This is a genomic window from Azoarcus sp. PA01 (assembly GCA_001274695.2).
In the GTDB taxonomy this organism is placed as follows: domain Bacteria; phylum Pseudomonadota; class Gammaproteobacteria; order Burkholderiales; family Rhodocyclaceae; genus Aromatoleum.
On record LARU01000004.1, the window covers coordinates 120,795 to 144,230 of the forward strand.

Consider the following 23,436-nt stretch of genomic DNA (forward strand, 5'->3'; position numbering starts at 1 on the left):
CGTGCTGCCCGGCGTTCTTTTTGGTGCTGGGGCGAGTGTAGGTAGGCGGGTTGTTGCAGCGGACTGAGGGAATAACAATATGACTCACGCAACTTTCGAACGCGCGGACCCCGTTCTGGCGCTGCATGCGGATGCCAAGCACTATCCGGGTGGCATTGCCGCGCTGGCGCGCCTGATCGGGCGCAGCCCGGGTGTGCTGCACAACAAGTTCAGCGACTCGATGCCGAACTACGACGTGACCGACCACGAAGCGGACGCGATGGGCGCGGCGGTGCTGGAAAAGACCGGCGCGACGGGCTACATCGAGGCAAAGTGCGCGGTCTTCGGCGGGCTGTTCGTGCCGCTGCCGGCCGGCGAAGCAGGCGAAGCGGATCTGCTGCAGGCGCAGCTGGAAATGATGCATCGCTTCGGCGATCTGGCCCGTGAGTACACTGAGGCGCGCGGCGACGGACTCATCACACTCGACGAGATGGCAGCGCTGAGGGTGGCCGGTAACCGGGTGATCCGCGCGGTGCACGCGTTCGTGAAGGAGGTTGAGAGCCAGGTGCGCGAGCCGGAGTGCAAGCCGCTGCACGCGCTCGTCGCAGGGGCGCGCTGAGGCGGCCGCATGGATTTCGCTGCGATCAACCGCGCTGCGCTGAGCAGCTTCGAGAGCCTGCTGCGCGAGTGGTTGCCGGAAGGGCATCGCGTCGGGCCCGAGTACAAGAGCACGAACCCCCGGCGGTCGGACAACCGAGAGGGGTCGTTCTCGATCAACGTCGTCAAGGGCGTGTGGCGGGACTTCGCGACCGACGACGGGGGCGGTGATCCGGTCAGCCTCTACGCGTACCTCTTCACGAACGATAACCAGCTCGAGGCGGCGAAGGCGCTGGCGGACCGCCTCGGCATTGTCGACGCAGACGACCGGCGCGCGCGCCAGCCCTTCAAGGGGTCGGCGCCCTCCGCGAAGCCGTCGGCCCCCGCCGAGGACAAGAAGCCGCGCGAGGTGATGTGGGAGCCGATGACGCCGGCCCCAGCCGATGCGCCGGAGCGGCCGAAGGCGCACCCGCACCGCGGGTTGCCGGAGCGCGTCTGGACCTATTGCGATGGGGCCGGCGCCGTGCTCGGCTTCGTGTATCGCTTCGTGACGTCCGACGGCGGCAAGGAAGTGCTGCCGCTGGTGTGGGCGCGACACGCGACGAGCGGCAAGTGCGACTGGCGCTGGATGCAGTGGAGCGAGCCGCGGCCGTTGTACGGGCTGGATCGGCTCGCAGCCAAGCCCGCGGCGCCGGTGCTGATCGTCGAGGGCGAAAAGTGCGCGGATGCGCCGGTGCTGCCGGTGGATCTGCTGCCGGAGCTCGTCGTCGTGAGCTGGCCCGGCGGCGGCAAGGCGGTGCGCAAGGTGGATTGGTCGCCGCTCGCGGGCCGCAGTGTGATCGTTTGGCCGGACTGCGATGCGCAGCGCGAGAAAACGACAAAGGCGGAAGTCGCGACAGGCGTCGATCCGAAGTCGAAGCCGCTGCTCCCCGAGGCGGAGCAGCCGGGCGTGAAGACAGCCGAGCAGATCGCGGGGATTCTCGCGGGGCTCGGGTGCAAGGCGCGCATCGTGACGATCCCCGCCCCGGGCGAGAAGCCGGGCGGGTGGGACATCGCGGACGCGATCGCCGAGGGGATGGATGCGGAGGCGCTGAAGGCGTTCATGCGCAACCAGCGCCTGCCGGCGGCGCAGACACCCGAGGCTGCACCCGTCGGCGCCGAAGGGGCTTCTACCCCTCCTGCGGCTGGCGCGGGCACTCCGGAATGGATGAGCGGGATGCTGTGGAAATCGCGCGGGGTGCTCGAGGACTGCCGGGAGAACGTGTTCCTGCTGCTGACACAGCATCCGGCGTGGGCCGGCATCATCGCATGGGACGATTTCGCTCGCCGCGTGGTGAAGCGGCGGCGCACGCCGACGGGCGGAGAGCCGGGGGAATGGACCGGCGAGGACGATATGGAGCTCGGGCTGTGGATGGCCCAGCAGGTGCGCTTCCTGGTGAAGGGAGAAGGCACGATCACCACGGGCGTGGGCATGGCCGCAGCCCGAGCGAAGTTCCATCCGATCGCGGAATACCTGGCCGCGCTGCCGGAATGGGACGGCATCGGGCGCGTGGATTTCTGGCTCGAGGATTGCATGGGCGCCTCGGCCGAGAACGTGAATTACCTGCGCCTGGTCGGCCGGCTGTTCCTGATCGGGATGATCGCTCGGGTGATGGAGCCGGGGTGCAAGTGGGACTACATGCCGATCTTCGAGGGCGTGCAGGGCAAGGGGAAGTCGACCGCGCTGCGCATCCTCGGCGGGCAGTGGTTCGCGGACACGCAGCTGCGCATCGGCGACAAGGATGCCTACATGCAGCTCGACGGCGTGTGGCTGTACGAGATCGGCGAGATGGACTCCTTTAACCGGTCGGAGACGACGGCGGTGAAGGCGTTCGTGACGACGCAGCGCGACCGGTACCGCGAGCCCTACGCGCGCCGGATCATCGAGCGGCCGCGCCAGGTGGCGTTCGCGGGCACGACGAACCAGGGGGAGTACCTGAAGGACACGACGGGTAACCGGCGCTTCTGGCCGATCCGCTGCCGCGGGCGCATCGATCTAGACAAGCTCGCCGAGTGGCGCGATCAGTTGTTCGCCGAGGCGTTGCTGCTGTACCGCAAGGGCTTCCAGTGGCGCCCGACGCGCGAGCAGGAGGCGGACTGGATCCGCCCGGAGCAGGAGGCCCGCGAGATCGTCGATCCGTGGCTGATGCCGCTGCAGGATTACCTGTACGCGCCGGAGCGCGTGATCGGCGAGCAGAACGAATTCACGAGCTACGAGCTGCTGACGAAGGCGCTCGGGGTGGATGTCGACAAGATCGACAACAACCGCAGTGCCGCGACGCGGGTCGGCAACCTGATGCAGCGGTTGCACTGGGGCAAGCGCCGGCAGAGCACCGGGCGGCGCGACTGGGTCTATGTCCGGCCTGCGGAGACCGTGGAGGAGGCGCAGCCGGCCGCAACAGCGGCGCGCCCAGCGCAAGCCATTCAAGGGGTAGGAGCGACGTTTGGGGATGAGTATGACCCGGTCGCGTTCTGATTCCCATCGTCGTCACATGCAAGCTGGCCCTGTCGCCCAGGGATCGGCGCGCTTCCTCGAGGGGATCGCGTCCGGAAAAGGGCGGGGGCTTGTCGCTGCGTGTGAGGGCGCATCCGTCCAACCTATGAAAACAAGGTTGGACGGCGAGGTTGGACGGCTCAAAGCCGCGCCGTTACTGGCTTCGTCCAACCGTCCGACCTCGTCCAGCCCAGCCGCGCGACGTGTGCGCCCGCGTGCGCGTATACGCGTGTGCGCGGTGTCGGTTTTTTCTCCTGAGGTCTTTCAAATTCCCTTGGACAAGGTTGGACGGTTGGACAAAGGCAGCAGCCATAAGGGTTTCAGCCGTCCAACCTCGCCGTCCAACCTTGTTTTCATGGGTTGGACGGATGTTTGACCCGGCAATTCTGGACGCGATGCGGGCCGATCTTCGGTTCGTGAGTCCGGCGCTGGAGCGGGAAGGGTGGAGCATGGAGGAGATCGGGGAGGTGAGTGCGATCGTGAAGGCGCATCTGGCTTCCGGCAACAACGAAGGGCTCGTCGCGGGCGCGGCTTGGCTGCGGCAAAGGGCAGGGCGCCGGCTGGCGGAACTTCAGGCGGAGCATGCGAAGTTCCGGGCGCAAGAGGCAGGTGAATGGCACGACGAGGCGTCGGTCCGGGCGCTGAATCGCGAATGGATGCGAACAAGGGGAAAGCGGTGAAGAGCATGCTGCAACAGATCTGTGAAGTGATCGGCTTCGAGGCGACGTGTGAGATGTCGGGATGGCTCGGCGGGCGGTCGCTGTACGTGCCGGATATCGCGCACCCGAACCATGTCATCGCGCAACTGCTCGGGCGCGATGCGTTCGCCGAACTGGTCGCGGTGTTCGGCGGGCAGACGATCGATCTTCCGGCCGGCGACATCTACATGCGAGCCCGGCGCAACCGCGAAGTCACGACGCTGCTCAGTGATGGATACAGCGAGCGCTACGTCGCCAACCGGTTTCGCATGACGACGTCGAACGTTCGCTCGATCCGTCGTCGTGCGGAGCGTATGGGGGTGCTGCCGATGATCCTGCGTCGCAAAGGCTGGCCGCAGGTGCCCGAGGTCGAGCAGCGCCGCGCCGACCAGTTCGAGCTGCCGATCGACGACCGCGACGGACGGCCGGGGGCCCCTGTGACCACCGCCCCACGCGGGGACGTAGAGCCCCGAAATCTCGCTAGTTTCTAGGGTTTGAGCGGTTCTAACAGTTTCCTGAACACAACACTGAACAAGGCAACGATTCGAACATGGCAGCCAAGGAATTGATGTCCGTCCGGGGTTACGCGAAGTCCCGCGGCCTCGCTCACACGACCGTCGATTACCACATCCGCAGCGGCAAGCTGGTGGCGATCGAAGGCAAGATCGATCCGGACTACGCGGACGTGGTGCTGCGCGAGAAGATCAACAAGCTGCAGAGCCAGCGCGGCAAGGGCCAGCGCCGCAAGAGCGAACCCGCCACGTCGGGCGATACTGCGTCGTCCCTGCCTGCCGGCATTCCGACCCTGCCGCCGGCCGACCTCGGGGGACTCCCCGCCGGTCAGGCCCTCGAGGCGATCCGCCACGCGATCCCCCGAAACTTCGACGAGGCCCAGTTCTACGTCGTTGTCGAAGACCTGCTGAAGCGCCGCCTTGCGAATGCCGAGCAGGAGTCGCGCCTCCTCGATGCTGACGGAGTCCACAAGACGCAGTTCGAGATGGCGCGCCAGATCCGCGACGCGATGATGGCGATCCCGCCGCGGCTGCAGGACACGCTCGCGGTCTGCACCGACCCCGGCGAGTGCGGGCGACTGCTGGCCGACGAGATTCGCCAGGCACTCGAATCCGCCGCCGACGCCGCGGGCCAGCTCGGCGCCGAGCTCGAGGATGGCGACGACGAACCCGCGCAAGAGGAGCTCGCCCTCTGATGGCCCATCCGTCCGCCTGCGCCGCCGTCGGCGCCGCCTGGTGCGCCGGCCTGATGCCCGATCCGGACATCGACGTCGACGAATGGGCCGAGCAATACCGCTACCTCCCGCCCGATAGCGCCGAGCCCGGCAAATTCCGCCTGTCGCGCACGCCCTTCATGCGCGACATCATGCGCGACCTCTCCCCGGGCTCCGACATCGACGAAGTCGTCCTCGTGAAGGGCGGCCAGATTTCCGGCTCCGAGACCGCGAACAACTTCCTCGGCTACGTGATGCACATCGCGCCCGGCCGTTCGATGATGGTGCAGCCGACCGTCGATGCCGCGAAAGACTACGTGCGCGAGCGCATCAACCCGCTCATCGAATACACGCCGATCCTCAAGCGCCGCGTCGCTGAAGCCAAGAGCCGCGACGGCGGCAACACCGTCAAGCACAAGCGCTTCCCCGGCGGATTCCTCGCCGTTACCGGCGCCAACTCCGCGCAGGGGCTGCAGTCCCGCGCGATCCGCTACCTCGTCCTCGATGAGATCGATCGCTACCCGCGCGACGTCGATGGCCAGGGCGACCCGATCGGGATGGCCGTCAAGCGCACCGACACGTTCAAGCGCAACCGCAAGATCTTCAAGCTCTCGACCCCCGGCAACAAGGACGAGAGCCGCATCATGGTCGACTACGACGAGACCGATCAGCGCCGCGCCTTCGTCCCGTGCCCGCACTGCGGCCACATGGACCACATCCGCTGGGAGAACATCCGCTGGCCGACCGGCCACCCGGAACAAGCGCGCCTCGTCTGCCAGGACTGCGGCGCCGAGATCGAAGAGCACCACAAGACTTGGATGCTCGAGCGCGTCGAATGGCGGCCGACCGCCGTCAGCAAGCGCCCGCGCACCCGCGGCTACCACTGTCCCGGCCTCTACTCGCCGATCGGCTGGCGCAGCTGGAGCGACATCGCAGCCGACTGGGAGCAGGCCCTCGCGCTCGCCGCGCGCGGCGACGACACCCTGCTCAAGAAAGTCACGAACATGGACCTCGGCGAAGCCTACGAGCAGCAGGGCGAGCGCGCCACCGTCTCCGCGATCAAAGCCCGCGCCGAGCGCTACGACCACCGTATGGTCCCGTACGGCGGCCTCATCCTCACCGCCGGCGTCGACGTCCAGCACAACCGCCTCGAATGCCACACGCTCGCGATCGGCCGGCACGAGGAAGCCTGGGTCGTCGACTACCACATCATCTGGGGCGACCCGCTGCAAGCGCAGGTCTGGCAGGATCTCGACACCTGGCTGCAGACGCCGCTGCGCTACCAGAACGGCGCCGAGATGCGCATCGCCGCGTGCGCGATCGACGCCTCCGACGGCCACACCACCAACGAAGTCCACAAGTTCTGCCGCGGCAAGGCCGGCCGCATGGTGTTCGCCATCAAGGGCGCCAAGCCCTTCGACGCGCCGATCATGCCACCGCCGAGCGCCCGCGAAGTCGACCAGGGCGGCAAGCGTGTCAAGAACGGCGACCTGCTTTGGGTCATCGGCGTCAGCCAGATCAAGAACACGCTCTCCGCCCGGCTGCGCCTCGAAACGCCGGGCAAGAACTTCATCCACTTCGGCGACTGGCTGCCCGACGAGTACTTCGAGCAGCTCGCTTCCGAAAAGCTCGTCAAGCGCTTCCAGAACGGCGTGGTCTATCGCCGCTGGGTGCCTGTCCCCGGCGTGCGCAACGAAGCGTGGGACACCCTCGTCTATGCCTACGCCGCCGGCGTGCGGCTCGGTGTCAATCGGTGGGGTGAGCCTCGGTGGGCGGAATGCGAACAGCGGCTGCACCAGGCTGATCTACTGGAGCGCACGTTGTCCGCCCCGCTTCCGCCCGAGGAAATCAAGGCGGAGCCTATCGCTAACCAAGAAGCGGAGGAGGCCCCGGCGGAACCGGTGATGGAATGCGAGACCGCGCAAGGCAGCGCAAGTGAGCTCACTGGTATGCGCGCTTCGTCGGCGCCGGCCCCTGCGCCTTTGCCCCGTGCGGTAGTCGCCTCGCGGCGCGTAGCGCGATCGGGCTATCTGATGAGGTGACGAGCTCATCGTCGGGATGCATCAAGCGCCGGCGCATTCCCCTTGCCTACGGTCGTCAGGGGAGGGCGGCTATTTTGACCGCCACGGCCGATCGCGGTCATCTCGCTGCCGAACGCTAGCGTCTCCGGATGATCAATCCTAGGAGTCCGGCGGCCAACAACACAATGGTGCTGGGCGACGGTACCGCAAGGATATCACCGTCACGGATAGCCCATGCCGAAAGATAGGAAACCGGCCTGTACAAATCACTGCCGGTGTAATGGCTCCCTTGTCCACCATGGTAAAAACTAAAATCAAGTGAGCTCGGAAAAATCAGGGTTTCCGCGAGTGCCTGTCCAATAGTAACTGTCTGCGAGATCCGCTTGAATGTTGATAAAGGGTCCGGGGCTGTCCGTACCCCAGCCACTTTCTAGCTGTTGGCAAGTGCTACGGGTGGAAGTCGCGGCGTCGCAGAGTCCCTGGTTACCCAAGGAAATGTAAAACAGATGAGCCATTTCATTTGTCGTGCTCCCGGCGTAGACGGAACCCGGCGCGGCGATGTTATACCCCCAGTCACTAGAACCGTCATAACTCCAACTATAAACGTACGTGTCGCCATTTACCGGCCCGGCAGTCGGCAACCGCCAATCATCATAGTAAACTTTTCGTTTCTCATCATAAAATTGAAGCCCAGATACCCAATTCGTCGCCTCGCTCCATGTCATTCTTCCGTCAGAGTCATACCCAGACGTTTTTGCGTAGTTCGCGTCTTGCAACCAAGTGACATTCAACACGCTGTCATAAATGAGCCCGCCGCCTCGGTCGAACAGAGCTGCGGACGCGGCATCATGGCCGATTATTAACAGGGATGCAGCGCCGACCAAAAGCACGTTGTGCATATAAATACCGACAAGAAGATAATGACGTTTTCGTTATCAAAAAATGAGCCTGGATGTTGTGCGGTTATATATATCACATATTATTCAAACTGTTACAAGAGTAGCCGATAGGGGTACGGTAACAAATCATCTGCGACTGTAAAAAATATCGACAACGCGGGAGCATTGCACGGCGTCGCCCGCACAGTGCGCGCTGGAATTCAACCGAAAGAGGCTGCGAGATTGCGGTTGGCGCCGGAGCGCAAAGAAAAGGCGCGGTCACCTGCTGCGCACTTTCTCCCCGCGCCCTCTGCGAGCATCGTGCCCGCCGTCGCCGCCTTGTAAGTTCTGGAGTAGCCGTTCGTAGTGCTAGTATTACCGTCGGACTTTACCCGCTGTGCTTCGATCAGCGGTCCATTTGCTCCGGCTTAACGGGGGTGAGTGGGCGAGGGACCTCTCCCGCCGTTATCTGCCCCCTGATATCCTCGACCAATTCGGCGATGCGGGGATGCTTCCGACTCCATGCTTCGATCGCAACGGCGATCATCCCTATGTCGCGAGGGTCGCCGGTGCCTGCGTTCATGATGGCCAAGACCGCCTGAGCTTCGCCGCACTCCCGGTCATACGAATCGAACTTGGCCGCAACGATCCCGAGGAGCTCAAACTCGTGCCGGACGATGCAGGAGCCTGGCTCAAGATTCTGTTCCGATAGCGATGCTCCGCCGCTTACGAAAGTTGCCACTGGAATCGCCGCTGCAACTCCGAGCGAAACCTTCGCGAGAATGGAGCGGACGAATGACTGCCGACTCTCGGTTTCCATGGTCTCCTCCGGCGCGAGTCCTTTCACCCACTCTAGCACTCGCTCCCGCCTGCCGCTGTCGCCCTGCATAGCTGAAATCCACCCACAGGCACCCCGTGCCCGCGCGCGCGATCCTTGGCGCAATCCTTCACAGGTTGCGCCATGCCCGTCACCCAATCCGACATCGACGCTCTCAACGCCGCCATTCGCCAGGGCGAGCGGATGGTGCGCTTTGCTGACGGCAAGACCGTCGAATACCGCTCCGTCGCCGAGCTGAAGATCGCCCGCGACGACGCCCTGCAGCAACTCGCGACCGAGTCCGGCCGCGTCCGTCCGCGCATCACCAAGCTCTACCACGCCGGCCGAGGCTTCGACTGATGGCCAAGCGCAACGGCAAGCGCAACAGTCCCCGCCGCGTCGTCCCGGCCACGGCCGGGCAGGGCGCCGCGCTCACCGTCCAGGCTCGCTACGACGCCGCCGGCCACGGTCGCCGCATGCGCGGCTGGTCGGCGCCGAGCAGCGGCCCGAACCGCGCCATCACCGGCCTGCCGACGATCCGCAACCGCAGCCGCGATGCCAGCCGCAACGAATGGGCCGGCGCCTCCGGCGCGCGCGTCTGGACGACCAACCTCGTCGGCGTCGGCATCCTCCCGCGCCCGCGCACCAAAGATGCCGCCCTTAAGGCGCGCCTCGTTGCGCTGTGGGACGACTGGGCCAACCTCGCCGACGCCGACGGCATCCTCGACTTCTACGGCCTGCAGACCCTCGCCACCCGCAGCTGGGTCGTCTCCGGCGAAGTCTTCATCCGCCTGCGCCCGCGCCGGCTCGAGGACGGCCTGCCGGTCCCGCTGCAGATCCAGCTCCTCGAATCCGACATGGTCCCGATGCTCGACCAGGACCTCCCCAACGGCAACCGCATCCGCTCCGGCATCGAGTTCGACCGCATCGGGCGCCGCGTCGCCTACTGGATGCACCGCGAACACCCCGGCGACACCTTCTCCGGCTCGATCAGCCTCACCGACCTCGCTCGCGTCGACGCCGCCAGCGTCCGCCATCTCTTCGAGCCGCTGCGCCCCGGCCAGCTGCGCGGTGTCTCCGAGTTCGCGCCGATCCTCGCCAAGCTGCGCGGCGTCATGGACTTCGACGACGCCGTGCTCGAGCGCCAAAAACTTGCCAACCTCTTCACGCTGCTGATCACCCGCCCGGCCAGCGGCAGCACCGATGCCGCCATCGACCCGGTCACCGGCACCGCGATCCAGTACGACACCAGCGGCGCGCCGCTCGCCGCGCTCGAGCCGGGCATCAGCATGGAACTCGCTCCCGGCGAGGAACCCAAGTTCAGCGATCCCCCGGACGCCGGCGCCAACTACGGCGAATTCATGCGGCAGCAACACTTGGGTGTTTCGGCCGGGCAGGGCACGCCCTACGAGCTCCTCACCGGCGACATCCGCGACGTATCAGACCGCACCCTGCGCGTCGTCATCAACGAATTCCGGCGGCACTGCGAACAACGCCAGTGGCAGATCCTCATCCCCATGCTCTGCGCGCCGGTGCGCGACGCCTGGGCCGCCGCCGCAGGCCTTTCCGGCGTGCTCACCCCGGACGAAGCGCGCGAAGCCCGCAACGTCACCTGGGCGCCGCACGGCTGGGCCTACATCCACCCCACGCAGGACGTTCAGGCCAAGAAGATGGAGAAGGAAGCGGGCTTCAAATCCCGCAGCCAGATCATCACCGAGCGCGGCGACGACCCGGAGGAGGTCGACGCCGAACGCGCCGAAGATCGCGCCCGCGAAACCCGCCTCAAGCTCACCCCGCCGGGCCCCGCCGATGCCTGACAAATACCTCAGCCTGTGGGCCGCGCTGTGGGACGCACTCCCCGACCCGATCCGCGCCGCGATCGTCGGCGCCGCCGTCGCCCTGATCCGCGTGATGTACGACGGTCGCGAACCGTCGATCGTGCGGCGGCTGCTCGAATGCACGCTGTGCGGCGCCATCGCCCTGAGCATCGCCTCGCTCGCCGAAGCGCTCGGCATCCAAGGCGACTACAGCACGTTCGCCGGCGGCGCCATCGGCCTGCTCGGCGCCGACACCGTGCGCGCCTGGGCGACCCGCATCGGCGAACAGCGCATAAAGGATCTCGAGACATGACGTTTGACGAAGCTTTCGCCCGCGTCCTCAGCCACGAAGGCGGTTTCAGCGACCACGCGGCAGACACCGGCGGCGCCACGCGATGGGGCATCACCGAGCGCGTCGCCCGCGCCCACGGCTACCACGGCCTGATGCGCGAGCTGCCCGCTGAATTCGCCCGGATCATCTATCGCGCCTCGTACTGGGACGCCTGCCAATGCGACCAGCTGCCCGGCTGGCTGCGCATGCATGTATTCGATGCGGCAGTCAATTCAGGCACCGCGCAGGCCGCGCTGTGGCTGCAACGCGCCGTCGGCGCCCACCCCGACGGCATCATCGGCGCAAAAACCATCGCCTGCGCCCGCCGCGCCGACCCCGGCACCGCCGTCGCCCGCTTCAACGCGCACCGGCTGCGCTTCCTCGCCGGCTTGCCGACCTGGCCCGTCTTCGGCCGCGGCTGGGCCCGGCGCATCGCCGCAAACCTGCAGGAGACCTAGACATGCTCGCCAAAGTCATCCCGTTTCCCGTCAAGCCGGCCGTATCCCAGTCGTGCCGCTGGCATGAGGCGGTCGAGTCGGTCACGTCCAGCAATCTCCGCATCGCCTGCGCGTGGCAGCGCATGCTGTTCCGCTTCTGGTGGGGCGCGTGATGCACAAGCTCGCCGCCGCATTCGCCGCGCTGCGCCACGGCGCCAGCCTCGCCGACCCCGCCGTCTGGAAGCGCCGGCAAAACCTGATCAACGCGCTTGTCGGCCTGCTCGGCGCGGCGCTCGTCCTCTACCCGATGGACATCAGCAATGACGACATCGCTGCGATTGTTGGCGGCATTGCTGCTGTCGTCGGCCTGTTCAACGCATGGGCCACCACCGCCACCAGCACCAAAGTGGGCCTGCCACCCCGGCATCCACCCGCTGTTCGACCCCCATTCCCCGATCTCATTGACCGACCCGACGACCCTCGTATCGAGCCTTGACGGCGCGATGCTGACTCTCGTCTGCACCCACTAGGAGCCACCCCCATGCAAGCCCTGCAGACTCTCAAGCTCATCCTCTCGCTGCTGCCGCTGATCCTCGAAGTCGTCCGCGCCATCGAAGACGCGCTGCCTGCCGGTGGCAACGGCGCCGCCAAGCTCGCGCTGCTGCGCCAGACCATCGAAGCCGCCTACAGCACCGTCACCGGCGCCACCGTCGCTTTCGAACAACTGTGGCCCGCGCTCGAGCGCACCGTCGCCGCCGTCGTCAGCCTCTACAACGCCACCGGCGTGTTCAAGCAGGCCGACTGAGCCCCGCGCCGAAATCCGCCCACAGGCGCCACATCGCCGCTCGCCGCACCATTCGTAAAACCGTAATTCAAGGAATCCGGCCATGCCGAAAAGCTGGTTCACCGTCGCCGCTGCGACTGCCGAAGCTCCCGCCGAAGTCGCCATTCGTGGCTACATCGGCGAATGGGGCGTCAATGACCGCGACTTCATCGCCCAGGTCGAAGCGCTCGGCGACGTCAAGGAACTCACCGTCCGCATCAACAGCCGCGGCGGCGAAGTCGATCATGCGCTCGCCATCTTCAACTTCCTGCGCGCCCACGCCGCCCGCGTCACCGTCCGGGTCGACGGCGTCGCCATGTCCTCGGGCTCGATCATCGCGATGGCCGGCGACGAGATCATCATGCCGGCCAACACCGTGATGATGATCCACAACCCGTGGAACTACGCCGCCGGCACGGCCAAGGATCTGCGCAAGGCCGCGGACGACCTCGAAGCCTTCGAAGCCGCGCTGCTCGAAACCTACGTTGCGCGCACTGGCAAGAGCGCCGACGAGATCCGCGCGCTGCTCGACGAAGACACCTACATGACGGCCGCCGAAGCGCTCGAGCACGGCTTCTGCGACACCGTCGAGGCGATCGGCAAGAAGTCCGCCGCCGCCCACGCTTTCGCCTGCGCCCTCGGCATCCCCGCCGCGGTGCTCGCGAAGATCCAGCAGATTGAATCGACCGCAGACGAAGGAGGTGATCCCGCATCTGGCGACCCGGCCGCCGCCGCCGGAAACCCTGACCCGGCCCACGTGACACTCGCGACCCAGATCAACACCATAGCCGTCGCCCACGGTCTCGGCGACCACGTCGCCGCGTGGCTGCTCGACGACCAGATCGCCACCGCCGACCAGGCGCGCGCCGCGATCGAACAGGCCCGCGAGATTCGCGACCTGTGCGCGTTCGCCAAGCAGCCCGCGCTCGCCGCGGGTCTCATCCGCTCCCGCAAGACGCTGGCCGAATCGCGCCAGGCCCTCTGCGACGCGCTCGCCGAAGCCGACGAAGCCACGCACACCAGCAACCATCTGCCGGCCCACCCCGGCAACGCGGCCGCGCCCGGCGGCGCCGCCGTGTGGAACAAGATCTTCCCCCCTCGCCAGACCAAGGAGTAACGCGACATGGCAACCTACACCGAAGCCCGGCAAACGGGCGAATTCCTCATCTCGGAGGCCTCCGGCACCCGCAGCCGCGAAGCGGTCACCGTCGTCTCCGGTGCCGGCGCGCTGGCCGCCGGCACCGTGCTCGGCATCGTCACCGCCTCCGGCAAGTACGACGCCTACGACGACCTCGACACCACCACCGGCCTCGGCACTGCCGCCGCGGTGCTGTACGCCGCCGTCGACGCCACCGCTGCCGACACGCCCGCCATCGTCATCGTCCGCGACGCCGAAGTCGCTGAAGTCCACCTCACCGGCATCGACGCTGCCGGCATCACCGACCTGGCCGCTGCCGGCGTCATTGTTCGATAAGGAGATTCCAGCATGCCCGGTTTGAATGTTTTCGAAAACGACGCGTTTTCCCTCGCGTCGCTCACCTCTGCCATCCAGGCAGTCCCGTACCAACCCGGCCGCATCGGCGCGTCCGGTCTGTTCGTCGCCAAGCCGGTGAACACCCTCACCACGTTCATCGAGCAATACGACGGCGTGCTCGCGCTGCTGCCGGTGTCCCAGCGTGGCGCCCCGGCCAACCCGGCGCAGCACGGTAGCCGCACCGTCAAGAGCTTCAAAATTCCGTCGATCAAGCAGGACGACATCGTCGGCGCCGACGAAATCACGGGCATCCGCGCCTTCGGCAGCGAATCGGAAGTCGAGACCCTCGCGCGGCTGCTCGCCCAGCGTCTGGCCGCCATGCGCTCGACGATCGAATACACGATCGAATCGCACCGCCTCGCCGCGATCATGGGCAACTACTACGACGCCGCCGGCAACGCCGTCAGCCTTTTCACCGAGTTCGGCGTGTCGCAGCAAACCGAAGCGATGGCGCTCGGCACCGCCGACACCAAGGTCCGCGTGCTGTGCGGGAACGTGCTCGAGAAGGTCGAAGACGCGCTCGGCGGCCTGTCGTTCTCCGGCGTGCGGGCGTTCTGCGGCAAGACGTTCTGGTCCAAGCTCATCGACCACCCGTTCGTGCGCGACACCTATCTCAACACGCAGATGGCCGGCTCGCTGCGCGGTGACCCGCGGCAGGAAATCGAATTCGGCGGCATCGTGTTCGAGCGCTACCGCGGCACCAGCGCGGTCAAGGTCGCCGACGCCGAAGCGTTCGCCGTGCCCGAAGGCGTGCAGGATCTCTTCGTCACCGCTTTCGCCCCCGCCGACTATGTCGAAACCGCCGGCACCCTCGGCCAGCCGATGTACGCCAAGCAGTGGGAAACCGAAGGCGGGCGTGGTATCAAGCTCGAAGCGCAGTCCAACCCGCTGAACATCTGCACGCGTCCGCGCGCAGTCATCAAACTCACCACCAACTGATGAGCCGCACCGGCGCAGCCTTCTCCCGCGCCGCAACCCGCCTCGGCGCCCATTTCGGCGACGAGGCGGTTTTGCGTGCCGGCGAGCCTGTCGTCGCCATCATCAGCGAAGGTGTCGAGATCATCGGCGAATACGGCCAGGTCGCGCAGCTCGTCACCACCGCGACGCTGATGGCCGCCACTGCGCCGCGTACCGGCGACGCCCTCACGGTCGGCGCCACCGCCTGGATCATCGACAGCATCCTGCGCGGCGACGGCATCACCGTCGAGTGCGTCGTGCGCAAGGCCGCCCCGTGAAAATCGAAATCGCCGCAAGCAGCCTGCGCGAAATGCGCCACATCGCGCGCGGGCTCGACGACGCGGGCAAGACCATTGCGGTCGCCCAAACCCGCGCCATCAACCGCGTCGCAGCCAAGACGATGACCCGCGCGCGCCGCGCGATCACCAGCCAGGTGCGCCTTTCCGCCACCTACGTGCGTGAACGCATGACGCTGCAAAGTGCCACGCTCGCCAAACCGGGCGCCACGATCAGCGCCCGCCAGCGTCCTACGCGGCTTGCGACCTATGGCGCATCCCAGCTGACGCGCGCCGCGTCCGGCGGGAGCGGCGACACCCTGCGCGGCATCCCCGCAGGCCGCAAACAGGCCGGCATCTCGGTAGGGGTCAAGAAGGGCGGGGGCAGAAAGAAAATGCGCGGCGCGTTTCTCATGCCGCTGCGCGCCGGCAACGTCGGCGGTGGCAACGGCATGGGCGTCTTCATTCGCACCGGCCCGGCGCGCCGCGACATCAAGCACCTGTACGGCCCGTCCGTCGACCAGCTCTTCAACGGTGTTGCCGAAGCCCTCGTGCCGACCATCGAGACCGAACTCGAAGCCGCGCTGCTGCGCCAGATCCAGCACGAAGTCGACAAGGCAATGAACCGATGACCATCCCCGCAAACCCCGTCAGCCGCGCCGACGAGCTCGCGCGCGCCGTCACCGCACGCCTGGCCGGCATCACCGTCGCCGGCGGCTACCTCACCGACATCGGCGCCCGCGTGTTCCGCGGCAGGCTCCGGCTCGACCACCATGCGCTGCCGTGCTGCGTCCTCGTCGAAGGCGAAGACCGCCTGCTCAACGCCGGCGCCCGGCACGAAGTCAAGCTCACCCTGCCGCTGCTCGTCGAAGGCCACGCCGCGTGCGACCCGAACAACCCCAACGACGCCGCCCACGCGATCATCGCCGACCTCAAGCGGGCGCTCTTCGCCGAGCCCGCGAACCTCGCCGGCCTCGCCCGCGAAATCCGCTACGCCGGGCGCAGCATCGGCGCCCGCGAGGACGGCCTCGCGCAAGTCTCCGCAGTCGTCGAAATCGAAGTCGACTACGTCGAAAACCTGCGTGCCCCCTGATCGGCGCGCGCCTGGCCGACGAAATCCGGCCACAGGCGGCCGGTCTGCATAAGCCCGAAAGTACACCTGACATCACCCGTACACCTCACCGCGCCCGGCGCGGATCGTCACAGGAGCACACACTATGGCAGCACGCGGATTCCTCGGCGCAGGAGACCTCTACGTTCAGCGCTACAACCCGCTCACCGGCGCACTCATGTCGATGTACGGCCCGTACGAAGTCGAGAAGATGGAGTGCAAGCCGAACGTCGAAATCAAGGAAAAGGCGAGCAAGGGTCGCAACACGTACGGACAGGTTATCGAATCGGTGCCACTGCCCCAGCCAGCAGACTTCGCGGTGACCTTCGGCGAGGTCGATCGCGAAGGCCTCACGCTCGCGCTGATGGGCACCCAGTCCATCATCAATACCTCCGCGGGCACGATCGCGGAAGGATCGGCCCTCGAGGTCGTCGCGGACCTCGGCGGCTGGGTGGAACTCCCGCACCAGAACTGGCAGGAGGAGGGCTTCACTGTCAAGAATGCCGCCGGCGACACCACGTACGCGCTGGGCACGCATTACGACGTCAACTGGCGTCTGGGCTGGCTGCGCGTCAAGGATGGGGCCGGTATCACCGCCGGCGCTACCCTCAAGGTGTTCGGCGCCTACAGCGCGATCTCCGGCGCGCTCATTAGCGGCGCCACGCAAAGTGAAGTCCGCGGCCGTTTCGTGCTCGACGGCATCAACTTTGCCGACAAGCTGCCCTGCATTGTCACGGTACATGAGGGGATCATCAGCCCCGATGCCGCCTTCGACTTCCTGTCCAGCGAATTTGCCGAGCTGCCGCTGACCGGTCGCATGAAGACTCCGGTCGGCAAGACCGAGCCCTTCACCGTCGAACTGCGCGACGCGGCGTAACCCCGTCCCGTAAAGCCCGCTGCGGAGGCAGCGGGCCGGCTCCCCCACAGGCAGGCCATGGCGAACAAAGTAGTCCAGCTCATCATCGGCGCCCGCGACGAAGCGTCGAGCGTCTTCACGTCGCTGCAGACCAAAGTCGCTGCGGTCGGGGCCGCCATCGCGACGTACTTCAGCGCGAAGCTCTTCGGCGACGCGGTCGGCGCGGCGCGCGAATTCGAATCCGCGATGTCCGCCGTGCAGGCTGCCGCCGGCGCGTCCGGCGGCGAGCTCGACGCGCTGCGCGCAGCGGCCGAATCCGCCGGCGCCACCACCAAGTACAGCAGCGTCGAAGCCGCCGGCGCACTGGAAAACCTCGCCAAAGCCGGGCTGTCGGCGACCGACGCCGTCAAGACCTTGCCCGCCGTGCTCGACCTCGCCGCAGCGGGCGGCATCGAGCTGGGCACCGCCAGCGACTACATCAGCAAGGCCGTCGCCGGCATGGGCCTGTCGTTCAGCGAGGCGGGCCGCGTCGCCGACGTATTGGCGATGGGCGCGAACGCCTCGAACACCTCCGTCGACGGCCTCGCCCAGGCGCTCAGCTATGCCGCGCCGCTCGCGAACAGCCTCGGGTTGAGCCTCGAGCAGACCGTCGCGATCATCGGCAAGTTCGCCGACGCCGGCATCGACGCCTCCCGCGCCGGCACCGCGTTGAACAGCATCCTCGCGCAGTTCTCCGACCCGGCCTCGAAGTTCCGCCAGGAGCTCGCCGCCGCCGGCATCATCACGAACGATTTCGACCAGGCGCTGCGCCAGCTCGCCGCCGCCGGACCGGCCGGGCAAGCGGCGATCAACGCCGTCGGCCAGGAAGCGGGCCCGGCGCTGCGCGCGCTGTTGAACCAGGGCATCGGCTCGCTCGACGCGCTCAAAGCCAAGCTCGATGAATCCGCCGGCAGCGCCAAGAGCTTCGCCGCGGTGATGAGCGACAACCTCGACGGCGCCGCGAAAGGCTTCGGCAGCGCCTGGGATGCGCTGCTCATCAAGCTCGGCACGCCGGTGCTCGACATCCTCAAGGGGCAGATCAACGCGATCGCCGAGCGCCTGCGCGGCTTCGTCACCGACGGCACCGCGACCGCGTTCGGCAACGCGATCAAGGCCGCGTTCGAATCCGCCGGCAAGTGGGCCGCCGAGTTCTTCGCCAAAGTCGATTTCACCCAGCTCGCCGCGAACCTGCAGGCGTTCGCGGCGCGCGCCGGCGAAGTCTTCACCGCGATCGGCAACCACGCGACGACCGCCGGCGGCGTGTTGCAGACTGCGTATGGCGTCATGAGCACCGGCCTGAACACCGTCCTCGCCGCGATCTACAAGGTCGGCGAAGGCGCCTCGTGGCTCGCGTCCGCGTTCCTCGCCGATCTCGCGCTGATCTCCGACGGAATATCGAAGATCACCTTCGGCAGCCTGTCAGACGGATTCGCGCAGGCCGCCGCGTCGATGCGGGCCGAAGCGCAGGCCGCCTACGCCGTCTCCGACGAATTCGCGCGCAAGAGCACCGAAGCGTTCAGCGCCGCGGCCGTTGGCGCCGAGACAGCCGCGAACGGCTGGAAGACCCTCACGAGTTCGGCCGCCGAAGCCGTGCCGGCAGTGAGCGCCGCCGGCGCCGCGGTCAAGACGGTCGGCGAGCAGGCGACTTTGAGCGCCGACCAGCTCGATGCCCTCGGCAACGGCGCGCAGTTTGTCGCGGGTGAAGTCACCAAGGCCGGCAGCGCTGCGGCCACCGCTGCGCCGCAGCTGCGCGACCTCGGCACCGACGCGGCAGCGGCCTCCCAGCAGGTCGAGGCCGCCTTCAGCCGCTTGGGGGTGACGAGCCAAGCCGCCCTCGAAACCGCCGCCGCGAATGCCAGGCGTGATTTCGACATCATCCGCAACAGCGGCACCGCGACCGCGCGCGACATCCAGGCCGCGTTCGCCGCGTATGCGGCAAAAGCGATCGAAGCGAACGGCGGCGTCGCGAACGAAGCCCTCAAGTCCGAAGCGGCAATGTACAAGCTCCGCATCGAAGCCGACGAAACCGGCAAGGCCATTGTGCGCGGCATGGACAACGGCGCCAACGCGCTGGACCACCTCCGCCAGAAAGCCGAAGAAGTCGCCAGCAAAATCGGCATGATCAAGCGCGAGGCGAGCGGCCTCAAAGGCGTGTGGGACGAGAACGGCAACCTCATCGACCCGCCGTCCGGCGGCGGCAGCGACGGCAAGTCCTACAGCAGCCCCTTCCTCGCCCTCTACGCCCGGGCCGAACAAATCGGTGGCCTCACGTTCCGCAAGGAAATCGAGCAGCTCTATCTCGAGCTCGGCCGCTCGATGGAGCGCAAGACCGTCAGCGGTGCCGACTGGGTGTCGAAGGTGCTGGGACGTATGACCGAAGCTGTCGACGCCGAGCAGATGCGCAAGGAACGGCAGGGCAGCAGCTACGGCCCGGCGCCCCAGCGCGCCGCCGTCGCTCCGGCCGCCGCACCCGAGACCGTCACCCGCTATGAAGTGTCGGTCAACGTCGGCAACACCCGCCGCACCATCAATACCGCCGGCGCCGCCGACGCACAGGCGCTGGTCTCGATGCTCCAGCAGCTCGAGCAAGACATGGCGAGGTCCGCCCGATGACGATCACCCTCACCGTCGGCGCGACCGTGCTCGCCCTCGACCCCGACCTGCAGTGGAGCGACGAATACACCTGGGCCGCGACCGAACAGTCTGTGAGCCGCAGCCTCACCGGCGCGCTCATCATCCAGACCGCCCAACGCCTCGCCGGCCGCCCGATCACGCTGCAGAACGAAGACGAGCGCTCCGGCTGGATGACCCGCGCCGACATGGCGCAGCTGCAAGCCTGGGCCGACACCCCCGGCCAGCGCATGACGCTCACGCTGCGCGGCACGCCGCACCTCGTCGTTTTCCGCCACCACGACGGCGGCCCGTTCGAAGCCCGCCCGCTCGTCCACTACGCCGACCCGCTGCCCGCCGACTGGGTGCTGGCCACACTCCGATTCACGACCCTATCTGAGTAACTGCGCGAGTAACGCATGCCCATCCTCTCCGAAAACATCCAGTTCCGCGCCTCGCAGGTGATGGACGACGTGCCCGAGGGCGGCGGTCGCGCGACCGCGATGATCATTCGCGACGGCGCGAGTAACGAGATCTTCCCCGACATCTCCGAAGCCGACCGCGCCGGCGGCCGGGTGCGCCTCCGCAAGCTCTTCCTGTCCGTCGACACGCCCGACACGGATCAGCTGCTCGGCGCGAACATCGTCGTCGCGAAGCCCCCGGCCGACCCGAACGTCTCCGTCTCGCTGTTCTCGACCGGCGACTATTTCGACCGCCGCGCGGATGCCGCGAACCGCGTCGAGGCGTACTTGTTCGCCGGCCCCGAGTGGTCCGGCTACCTGCTCGAAAACCACATCGCCGGCCAGCGCAGCATCCAGATTTTCCAGCGTCCCGGCACGGAACTGCCGCCGATCGGCCGCACGCTGTGTCTCGTTCAGGACGAAGGCCAGCCCGCCGAAAAGCGCCAGTACATACGCATCATCAACGTGTCGTCCGTCGAGCAGACGTTTTCGTACAGCAGCGGCGGCACCGTCGTCGACTATCCGGCCTTGGTCGTCACCGCCGAGCTTTCCGATGCGCTGCGCCAGGACCTGACCGGCTCGCCGCCGAACCGCCTCTACACCCGCGCCACCAACGGCACGAAGATCCGAGACACCACCGTCGCCGACGCCGCGCGCTACTACGGCGCCGCCCAGCTCACGGCCGCGGCGAACATCGGCGACCTCGCGGCAACACTCGACAGCGTGTTCACGCGCCTCGTGCCGAGCGCGCAGACCGAAGTCCCGCTCGTCGATCTGCCGATGGCGGGCGACCGCATCCCGATGATGCCGGCCGCCGCTGCCGCGACCAGTTACAGCATTGCCGGCGCGATCGCGCCGTCCGGGCGCTTCGTGCTGCGCTCGGGCTGCTTCCCCGGTAGCCTGTCGCTCGCGCTCGGCGGCACCACGCTGACCGACGACGGCGCAGGCCGGGTGCGGCTGGGCAGCAGCGAGGTCGGCACGATCAACTACGCGACCGGCGAGATCGCGCTCAACGCGACCGCCCCGACCGCGTCCGGCACCGCGAGCGTCAGCTACCGGCCCGCCGCCGCGGCCGCGCAGCAGGCGCACACGAAGCACGTCGCCGTCACCGCCGAAAATCGCTCGTACGTCTGGGTCGTGCCGCTCGCGCCGCTGCCCGCGCCCGGCTCGGTCGAGTTCGCGTACATGGCGCAGGGGCGCTGGTACGCGCTGCGCGACAACGGTGCGGGCCAGCTCACCGGCACCGCATCGAGCTACGGCTCCGGCACCGTCAGCTACGTCACCGGCACGCTGAACCTCACGACCGGCGCGCTGCCCGACGCCGGCACGGCCGTCCTCGTCTCGTGGGCGTCGCCCGCGCACTACGCGATCCGCGCCGGTGCCACCGCCGCCGCGTCGAGCGCGCTGCGCCTCGATTACACGCTCGCACAGGCGCCCGTCGTGCCCGGCACGCTCGCGATCAGCTACCCCGTCGCGGGCACGACGCGCACCGCAACCGACGCGGACCAGAACGGCAACATCACCGGCACCGGCATCACCGGCACGATCAACTACGCGACCGGCGACGTCACGCTCGATTTCACCGCGCCCCCCGACGCCGCGGCGAACGTCGCCAACGCCTATACCTGGCGCGACGGCGCGGACCTCCTGAGCGGCACGACCGCGACGATTTCGGGCGGGCAATTCACCGTGCCCGGCACCGCGCCGTTCAGGAACGGCGGCTCGATGACGTTCGTGCTATCGGGTGCCGACGTGCAGCTCGCGGCGCCTGCATACATCACCAGCGGCGGGCAGGTGCGCGTTTATGCCTCCAGCAGACTCCGCTACAGCAAGAGCAGCACGTCGTACGCGTGGGTTGATCAGCCGGTCGGCACGTTCGACGCCGCCACCGGCGTCGTCACGATCACCGGCCCGATCGGTGCAACCCGCAGCGAATACACCAGTTACTACCATTGGACCGTCACAACCCCGTCGCTGACGATCACCGGCGTCGCCGACATCGCCGTCGAACGCGACACCGCCGCCTTCGACCCGCAGGCCGTCACCGCCGAAACCATCGCCCCGGGCACCGCCGGCCTAACGCTCGACCTCACGACGACCGTCGCCGACGCCGTCGTCGCCGGCTCCGTCGTGCTGTCGGTCGCCGGCTCGATCTACATCGACCGCGCCGGCACCTTGTACGCAAACCCCGACAGCGCGACCGGCGCCGCGATCGCCGCGGGCAGCATCGACTACACGACCGGCCGCGCGACGCTCACGTACTGGACCGACAACACGCCCGCCGCCGTGTCGGTGCTCGCCTGCCTCACGCGCTACGGTCAATGGACTGCCGTCGCCGCGACTTTCCGCGCCGCCTCCGCGCCGCTGCGCCCGTCCTCACTCTATGTCGCCGCGACCAGCGCCGACGGCGACGCGCTCAGCGCCACCAGCGACGGTGACGGCGTCATTGCCGGCACCGGCATCGGCGGCACCGTCAATTACGAATACGGCATCGTCACGCTCGAATTCACCGAGCCCGTCGACCCCGGCACGATCCGTTACAACGCGGTCGCCTACAGCTATCTGCCGCTCGACGCGACGCTCTTGGGCCTCGACCCGGTGCGCCTGCCTTCCGACGGCCGCGTCCCCGTCTTCCGCCCCGGCGAATTCGCGGTCTTCGGCCGCGACATCCCGCTCGCGCCGCAGACCGTCACCGCCGCGCAGGTCATCAACCTCGGCGTCGAGCGCCTGTCGCGCGTGCGCATCGTCGGGCTCGACGGCCTCGGCATCGGCCCCGGCTGGTCCGCCGATCTCGACGCCGGCACCGTCACGATCACTGACCCCACCGGCTGGCCCCAGCCCGTCACGATCACCGGTCGCGTCGAGGACATGGTGCGCGTCTCCGACGTGCAGATCTCCGGCGACATCACCTTCACCCGCCCGCTCACGCATCAATTCCCGGTCGGATCGACGGTCTCGTCCGCGCTGATGCTCGGCGATCAGCGCGCCCGCGTCAGCCACTTCTTCGACCAGCAGACGTGGGACGGCAGCTGGTCCGACAGCCTCACCGGCAGCGCCGCGACCGCCAGCTACAACGACGCGCAGTACCCGCCCGACGTCACCAACGCCGGCGCGATCACCGAGCGCTGGGTCATCCGCTGGACCAACACCACCAGCATCGAAGTCATCGGCGAGCACGTCGGCGTCATCTATACCGGCCCGACCTCGAGCGACGTCGCGCCGCTGAACCCGGCCGCCGGCGCGCCGTACTTTCGCCTCGACGCCCTGGGCTTCGGCATCGGCTGGAGCGCGGGCAACGTCATCCGCCTCAACACCGTCGGCGCCCAGCCGCCCATCTGGGCCGTGCTCACCGTGCAGCAGGGCGCCACCACCGTGATCGACGACGCGTGGGAGATCCTCGCGCGCGGCGACGTCGATCGGATTTGATAGGAGTACTT

The 23,436-nt window shown here is 67.6% G+C and carries 25 protein-coding genes; 23 read left to right on the forward strand and 2 right to left on the reverse strand.

Annotated elements, in window-relative coordinates:
- The first annotated feature begins 79 nt into the window (after window positions 1–79).
- The 6 genes from PA01_12735 to PA01_12760 all read left to right on the forward strand — a co-directional run bounded on the left by PA01_12735 (window position 80) and on the right by PA01_12760 (window position 7,074).
- Window positions 80–598 (forward strand): hypothetical protein, encoded by a 519-nt coding sequence (locus PA01_12735; GenBank protein ID KON79402.1) that lies wholly within the window; start codon window positions 80–82, stop codon window positions 596–598.
- Between the two features lie 9 nt (window positions 599–607).
- The gene (locus tag PA01_18960) at window positions 608–3,091 is read left to right on the forward strand and encodes a hypothetical protein (GenBank protein KAI5912310.1); all 2,484 of its coding nucleotides are present in this window, start codon (window positions 608–610) and stop codon (window positions 3,089–3,091) included.
- Between the two features lie 386 nt (window positions 3,092–3,477).
- The gene (locus tag PA01_12745; GenBank protein ID KON79403.2) at window positions 3,478–3,789 is read left to right on the forward strand and encodes a hypothetical protein; all 312 of its coding nucleotides are present in this window, start codon (window positions 3,478–3,480) and stop codon (window positions 3,787–3,789) included.
- A complete protein-coding gene (locus tag PA01_12750; GenBank protein KON79404.1) occupies window positions 3,762–4,298 on the forward strand; it encodes a hypothetical protein in 537 nt (178 codons plus the stop codon). Before PA01_12745 ends, PA01_12750 begins: the two co-directional genes overlap by 28 nt.
- A gap of 59 nt (window positions 4,299–4,357) precedes the next feature.
- Window positions 4,358–5,014 (forward strand): hypothetical protein, encoded by a 657-nt coding sequence (locus tag PA01_12755; GenBank protein ID KON79405.1) that lies wholly within the window; start codon window positions 4,358–4,360, stop codon window positions 5,012–5,014.
- Window positions 5,014–7,074: a phage terminase large subunit family protein gene (locus tag PA01_12760; GenBank protein ID KAI5912311.1), complete on the forward strand. Its 2,061-nt coding sequence runs from the start codon at window positions 5,014–5,016 to the stop codon at window positions 7,072–7,074. Before PA01_12755 ends, PA01_12760 begins: the two co-directional genes overlap by 1 nt.
- Window positions 7,075–7,367: 293 nt before the next feature.
- On the opposite strand, the gene PA01_18965 is transcribed toward PA01_12760, so the two are convergent.
- Window positions 7,368–7,952: a DUF1566 domain-containing protein gene (locus PA01_18965; GenBank protein KAI5912312.1), complete on the reverse strand. Its 585-nt coding sequence runs from the start codon at window positions 7,950–7,952 to the stop codon at window positions 7,368–7,370.
- Window positions 7,953–8,337: 385 nt separating this feature from the next.
- Window positions 8,338–8,751, reverse strand: coding sequence for a hypothetical protein (locus tag PA01_12765; protein KON79406.2), 414 nt, complete (start codon window positions 8,749–8,751; stop codon window positions 8,338–8,340).
- A gap of 141 nt (window positions 8,752–8,892) precedes the next feature.
- Here PA01_12765 and PA01_12770 point away from each other — a divergent pair, with 141 nt between their 5' ends.
- The 17 genes from PA01_12770 to PA01_12845 all read left to right on the forward strand — a co-directional run bounded on the left by PA01_12770 (window position 8,893) and on the right by PA01_12845 (window position 23,425).
- Window positions 8,893–9,108 carry a hypothetical protein gene (locus PA01_12770; GenBank protein ID KON79407.1) on the forward strand — a complete coding sequence of 72 codons (216 nt, stop codon included), beginning with the start codon at window positions 8,893–8,895 and terminating at the stop codon, window positions 9,106–9,108.
- On the forward strand, window positions 9,108–10,565 hold the full coding sequence (locus tag PA01_12775; protein ID KON79408.1) for a phage portal protein: 1,458 nt from the start codon (window positions 9,108–9,110) through the stop codon (window positions 10,563–10,565). Before PA01_12770 ends, PA01_12775 begins: the two co-directional genes overlap by 1 nt.
- A complete protein-coding gene (locus tag PA01_12780) occupies window positions 10,558–10,878 on the forward strand; it encodes a phage holin, lambda family (protein KON79409.1) in 321 nt (106 codons plus the stop codon). The genes PA01_12775 and PA01_12780 overlap by 8 nt, the downstream gene beginning before the upstream one ends.
- Entirely contained in the window at window positions 10,875–11,354 is a 480-nt protein-coding gene (locus PA01_12785) for a glycoside hydrolase family 108 protein (protein ID KON79410.1), read from the forward strand. The genes PA01_12780 and PA01_12785 overlap by 4 nt, the downstream gene beginning before the upstream one ends.
- Before the next feature lie 2 nt (window positions 11,355–11,356).
- Window positions 11,357–11,506, forward strand: coding sequence for a hypothetical protein (locus tag PA01_18970; protein ID KAI5912313.1), 150 nt, complete (start codon window positions 11,357–11,359; stop codon window positions 11,504–11,506).
- On the forward strand, window positions 11,506–11,829 hold the full coding sequence (locus PA01_12790) for a hypothetical protein (GenBank protein ID KON79411.1): 324 nt from the start codon (window positions 11,506–11,508) through the stop codon (window positions 11,827–11,829). The genes PA01_18970 and PA01_12790 overlap by 1 nt, the downstream gene beginning before the upstream one ends.
- 45 nt (window positions 11,830–11,874) lie before the next feature.
- Entirely contained in the window at window positions 11,875–12,138 is a 264-nt protein-coding gene (locus PA01_12795; GenBank protein ID KON79412.1) for a hypothetical protein, read from the forward strand.
- A gap of 82 nt (window positions 12,139–12,220) precedes the next feature.
- Entirely contained in the window at window positions 12,221–13,273 is a 1,053-nt protein-coding gene (locus PA01_18975) for a Clp protease ClpP (GenBank protein ID KAI5912314.1), read from the forward strand.
- Window positions 13,274–13,279: 6 nt separating this feature from the next.
- On the forward strand, window positions 13,280–13,630 hold the full coding sequence (locus PA01_12805; protein KON79413.1) for a head decoration protein: 351 nt from the start codon (window positions 13,280–13,282) through the stop codon (window positions 13,628–13,630).
- Between the two features lie 12 nt (window positions 13,631–13,642).
- Window positions 13,643–14,629, forward strand: coding sequence for a major capsid protein (locus tag PA01_12810; protein KON79414.1), 987 nt, complete (start codon window positions 13,643–13,645; stop codon window positions 14,627–14,629).
- A complete protein-coding gene (locus PA01_12815; protein ID KON79415.1) occupies window positions 14,629–14,925 on the forward strand; it encodes a hypothetical protein in 297 nt (98 codons plus the stop codon). Before PA01_12810 ends, PA01_12815 begins: the two co-directional genes overlap by 1 nt.
- A gap of 32 nt (window positions 14,926–14,957) precedes the next feature.
- Window positions 14,958–15,554: a phage tail protein gene (locus PA01_12820; protein KAI5912315.1), complete on the forward strand. Its 597-nt coding sequence runs from the start codon at window positions 14,958–14,960 to the stop codon at window positions 15,552–15,554.
- The gene (locus PA01_12825) at window positions 15,551–16,015 is read left to right on the forward strand and encodes a hypothetical protein (GenBank protein KON79416.1); all 465 of its coding nucleotides are present in this window, start codon (window positions 15,551–15,553) and stop codon (window positions 16,013–16,015) included. The genes PA01_12820 and PA01_12825 overlap by 4 nt, the downstream gene beginning before the upstream one ends.
- A 124-nt stretch (window positions 16,016–16,139) precedes the next feature.
- Window positions 16,140–16,910, forward strand: coding sequence for a hypothetical protein (locus tag PA01_12830; GenBank protein KON79417.1), 771 nt, complete (start codon window positions 16,140–16,142; stop codon window positions 16,908–16,910).
- Between the two features lie 57 nt (window positions 16,911–16,967).
- Window positions 16,968–19,541, forward strand: coding sequence for a phage tail tape measure protein (locus tag PA01_12835; GenBank protein ID KAI5912316.1), 2,574 nt, complete (start codon window positions 16,968–16,970; stop codon window positions 19,539–19,541).
- On the forward strand, window positions 19,538–19,942 hold the full coding sequence (locus PA01_12840; GenBank protein KON79418.1) for a hypothetical protein: 405 nt from the start codon (window positions 19,538–19,540) through the stop codon (window positions 19,940–19,942). Before PA01_12835 ends, PA01_12840 begins: the two co-directional genes overlap by 4 nt.
- Before the next feature lie 15 nt (window positions 19,943–19,957).
- Entirely contained in the window at window positions 19,958–23,425 is a 3,468-nt protein-coding gene (locus tag PA01_12845; GenBank protein ID KON79419.1) for a hypothetical protein, read from the forward strand.
- Window positions 23,426–23,436 lie beyond the last annotated feature (11 nt).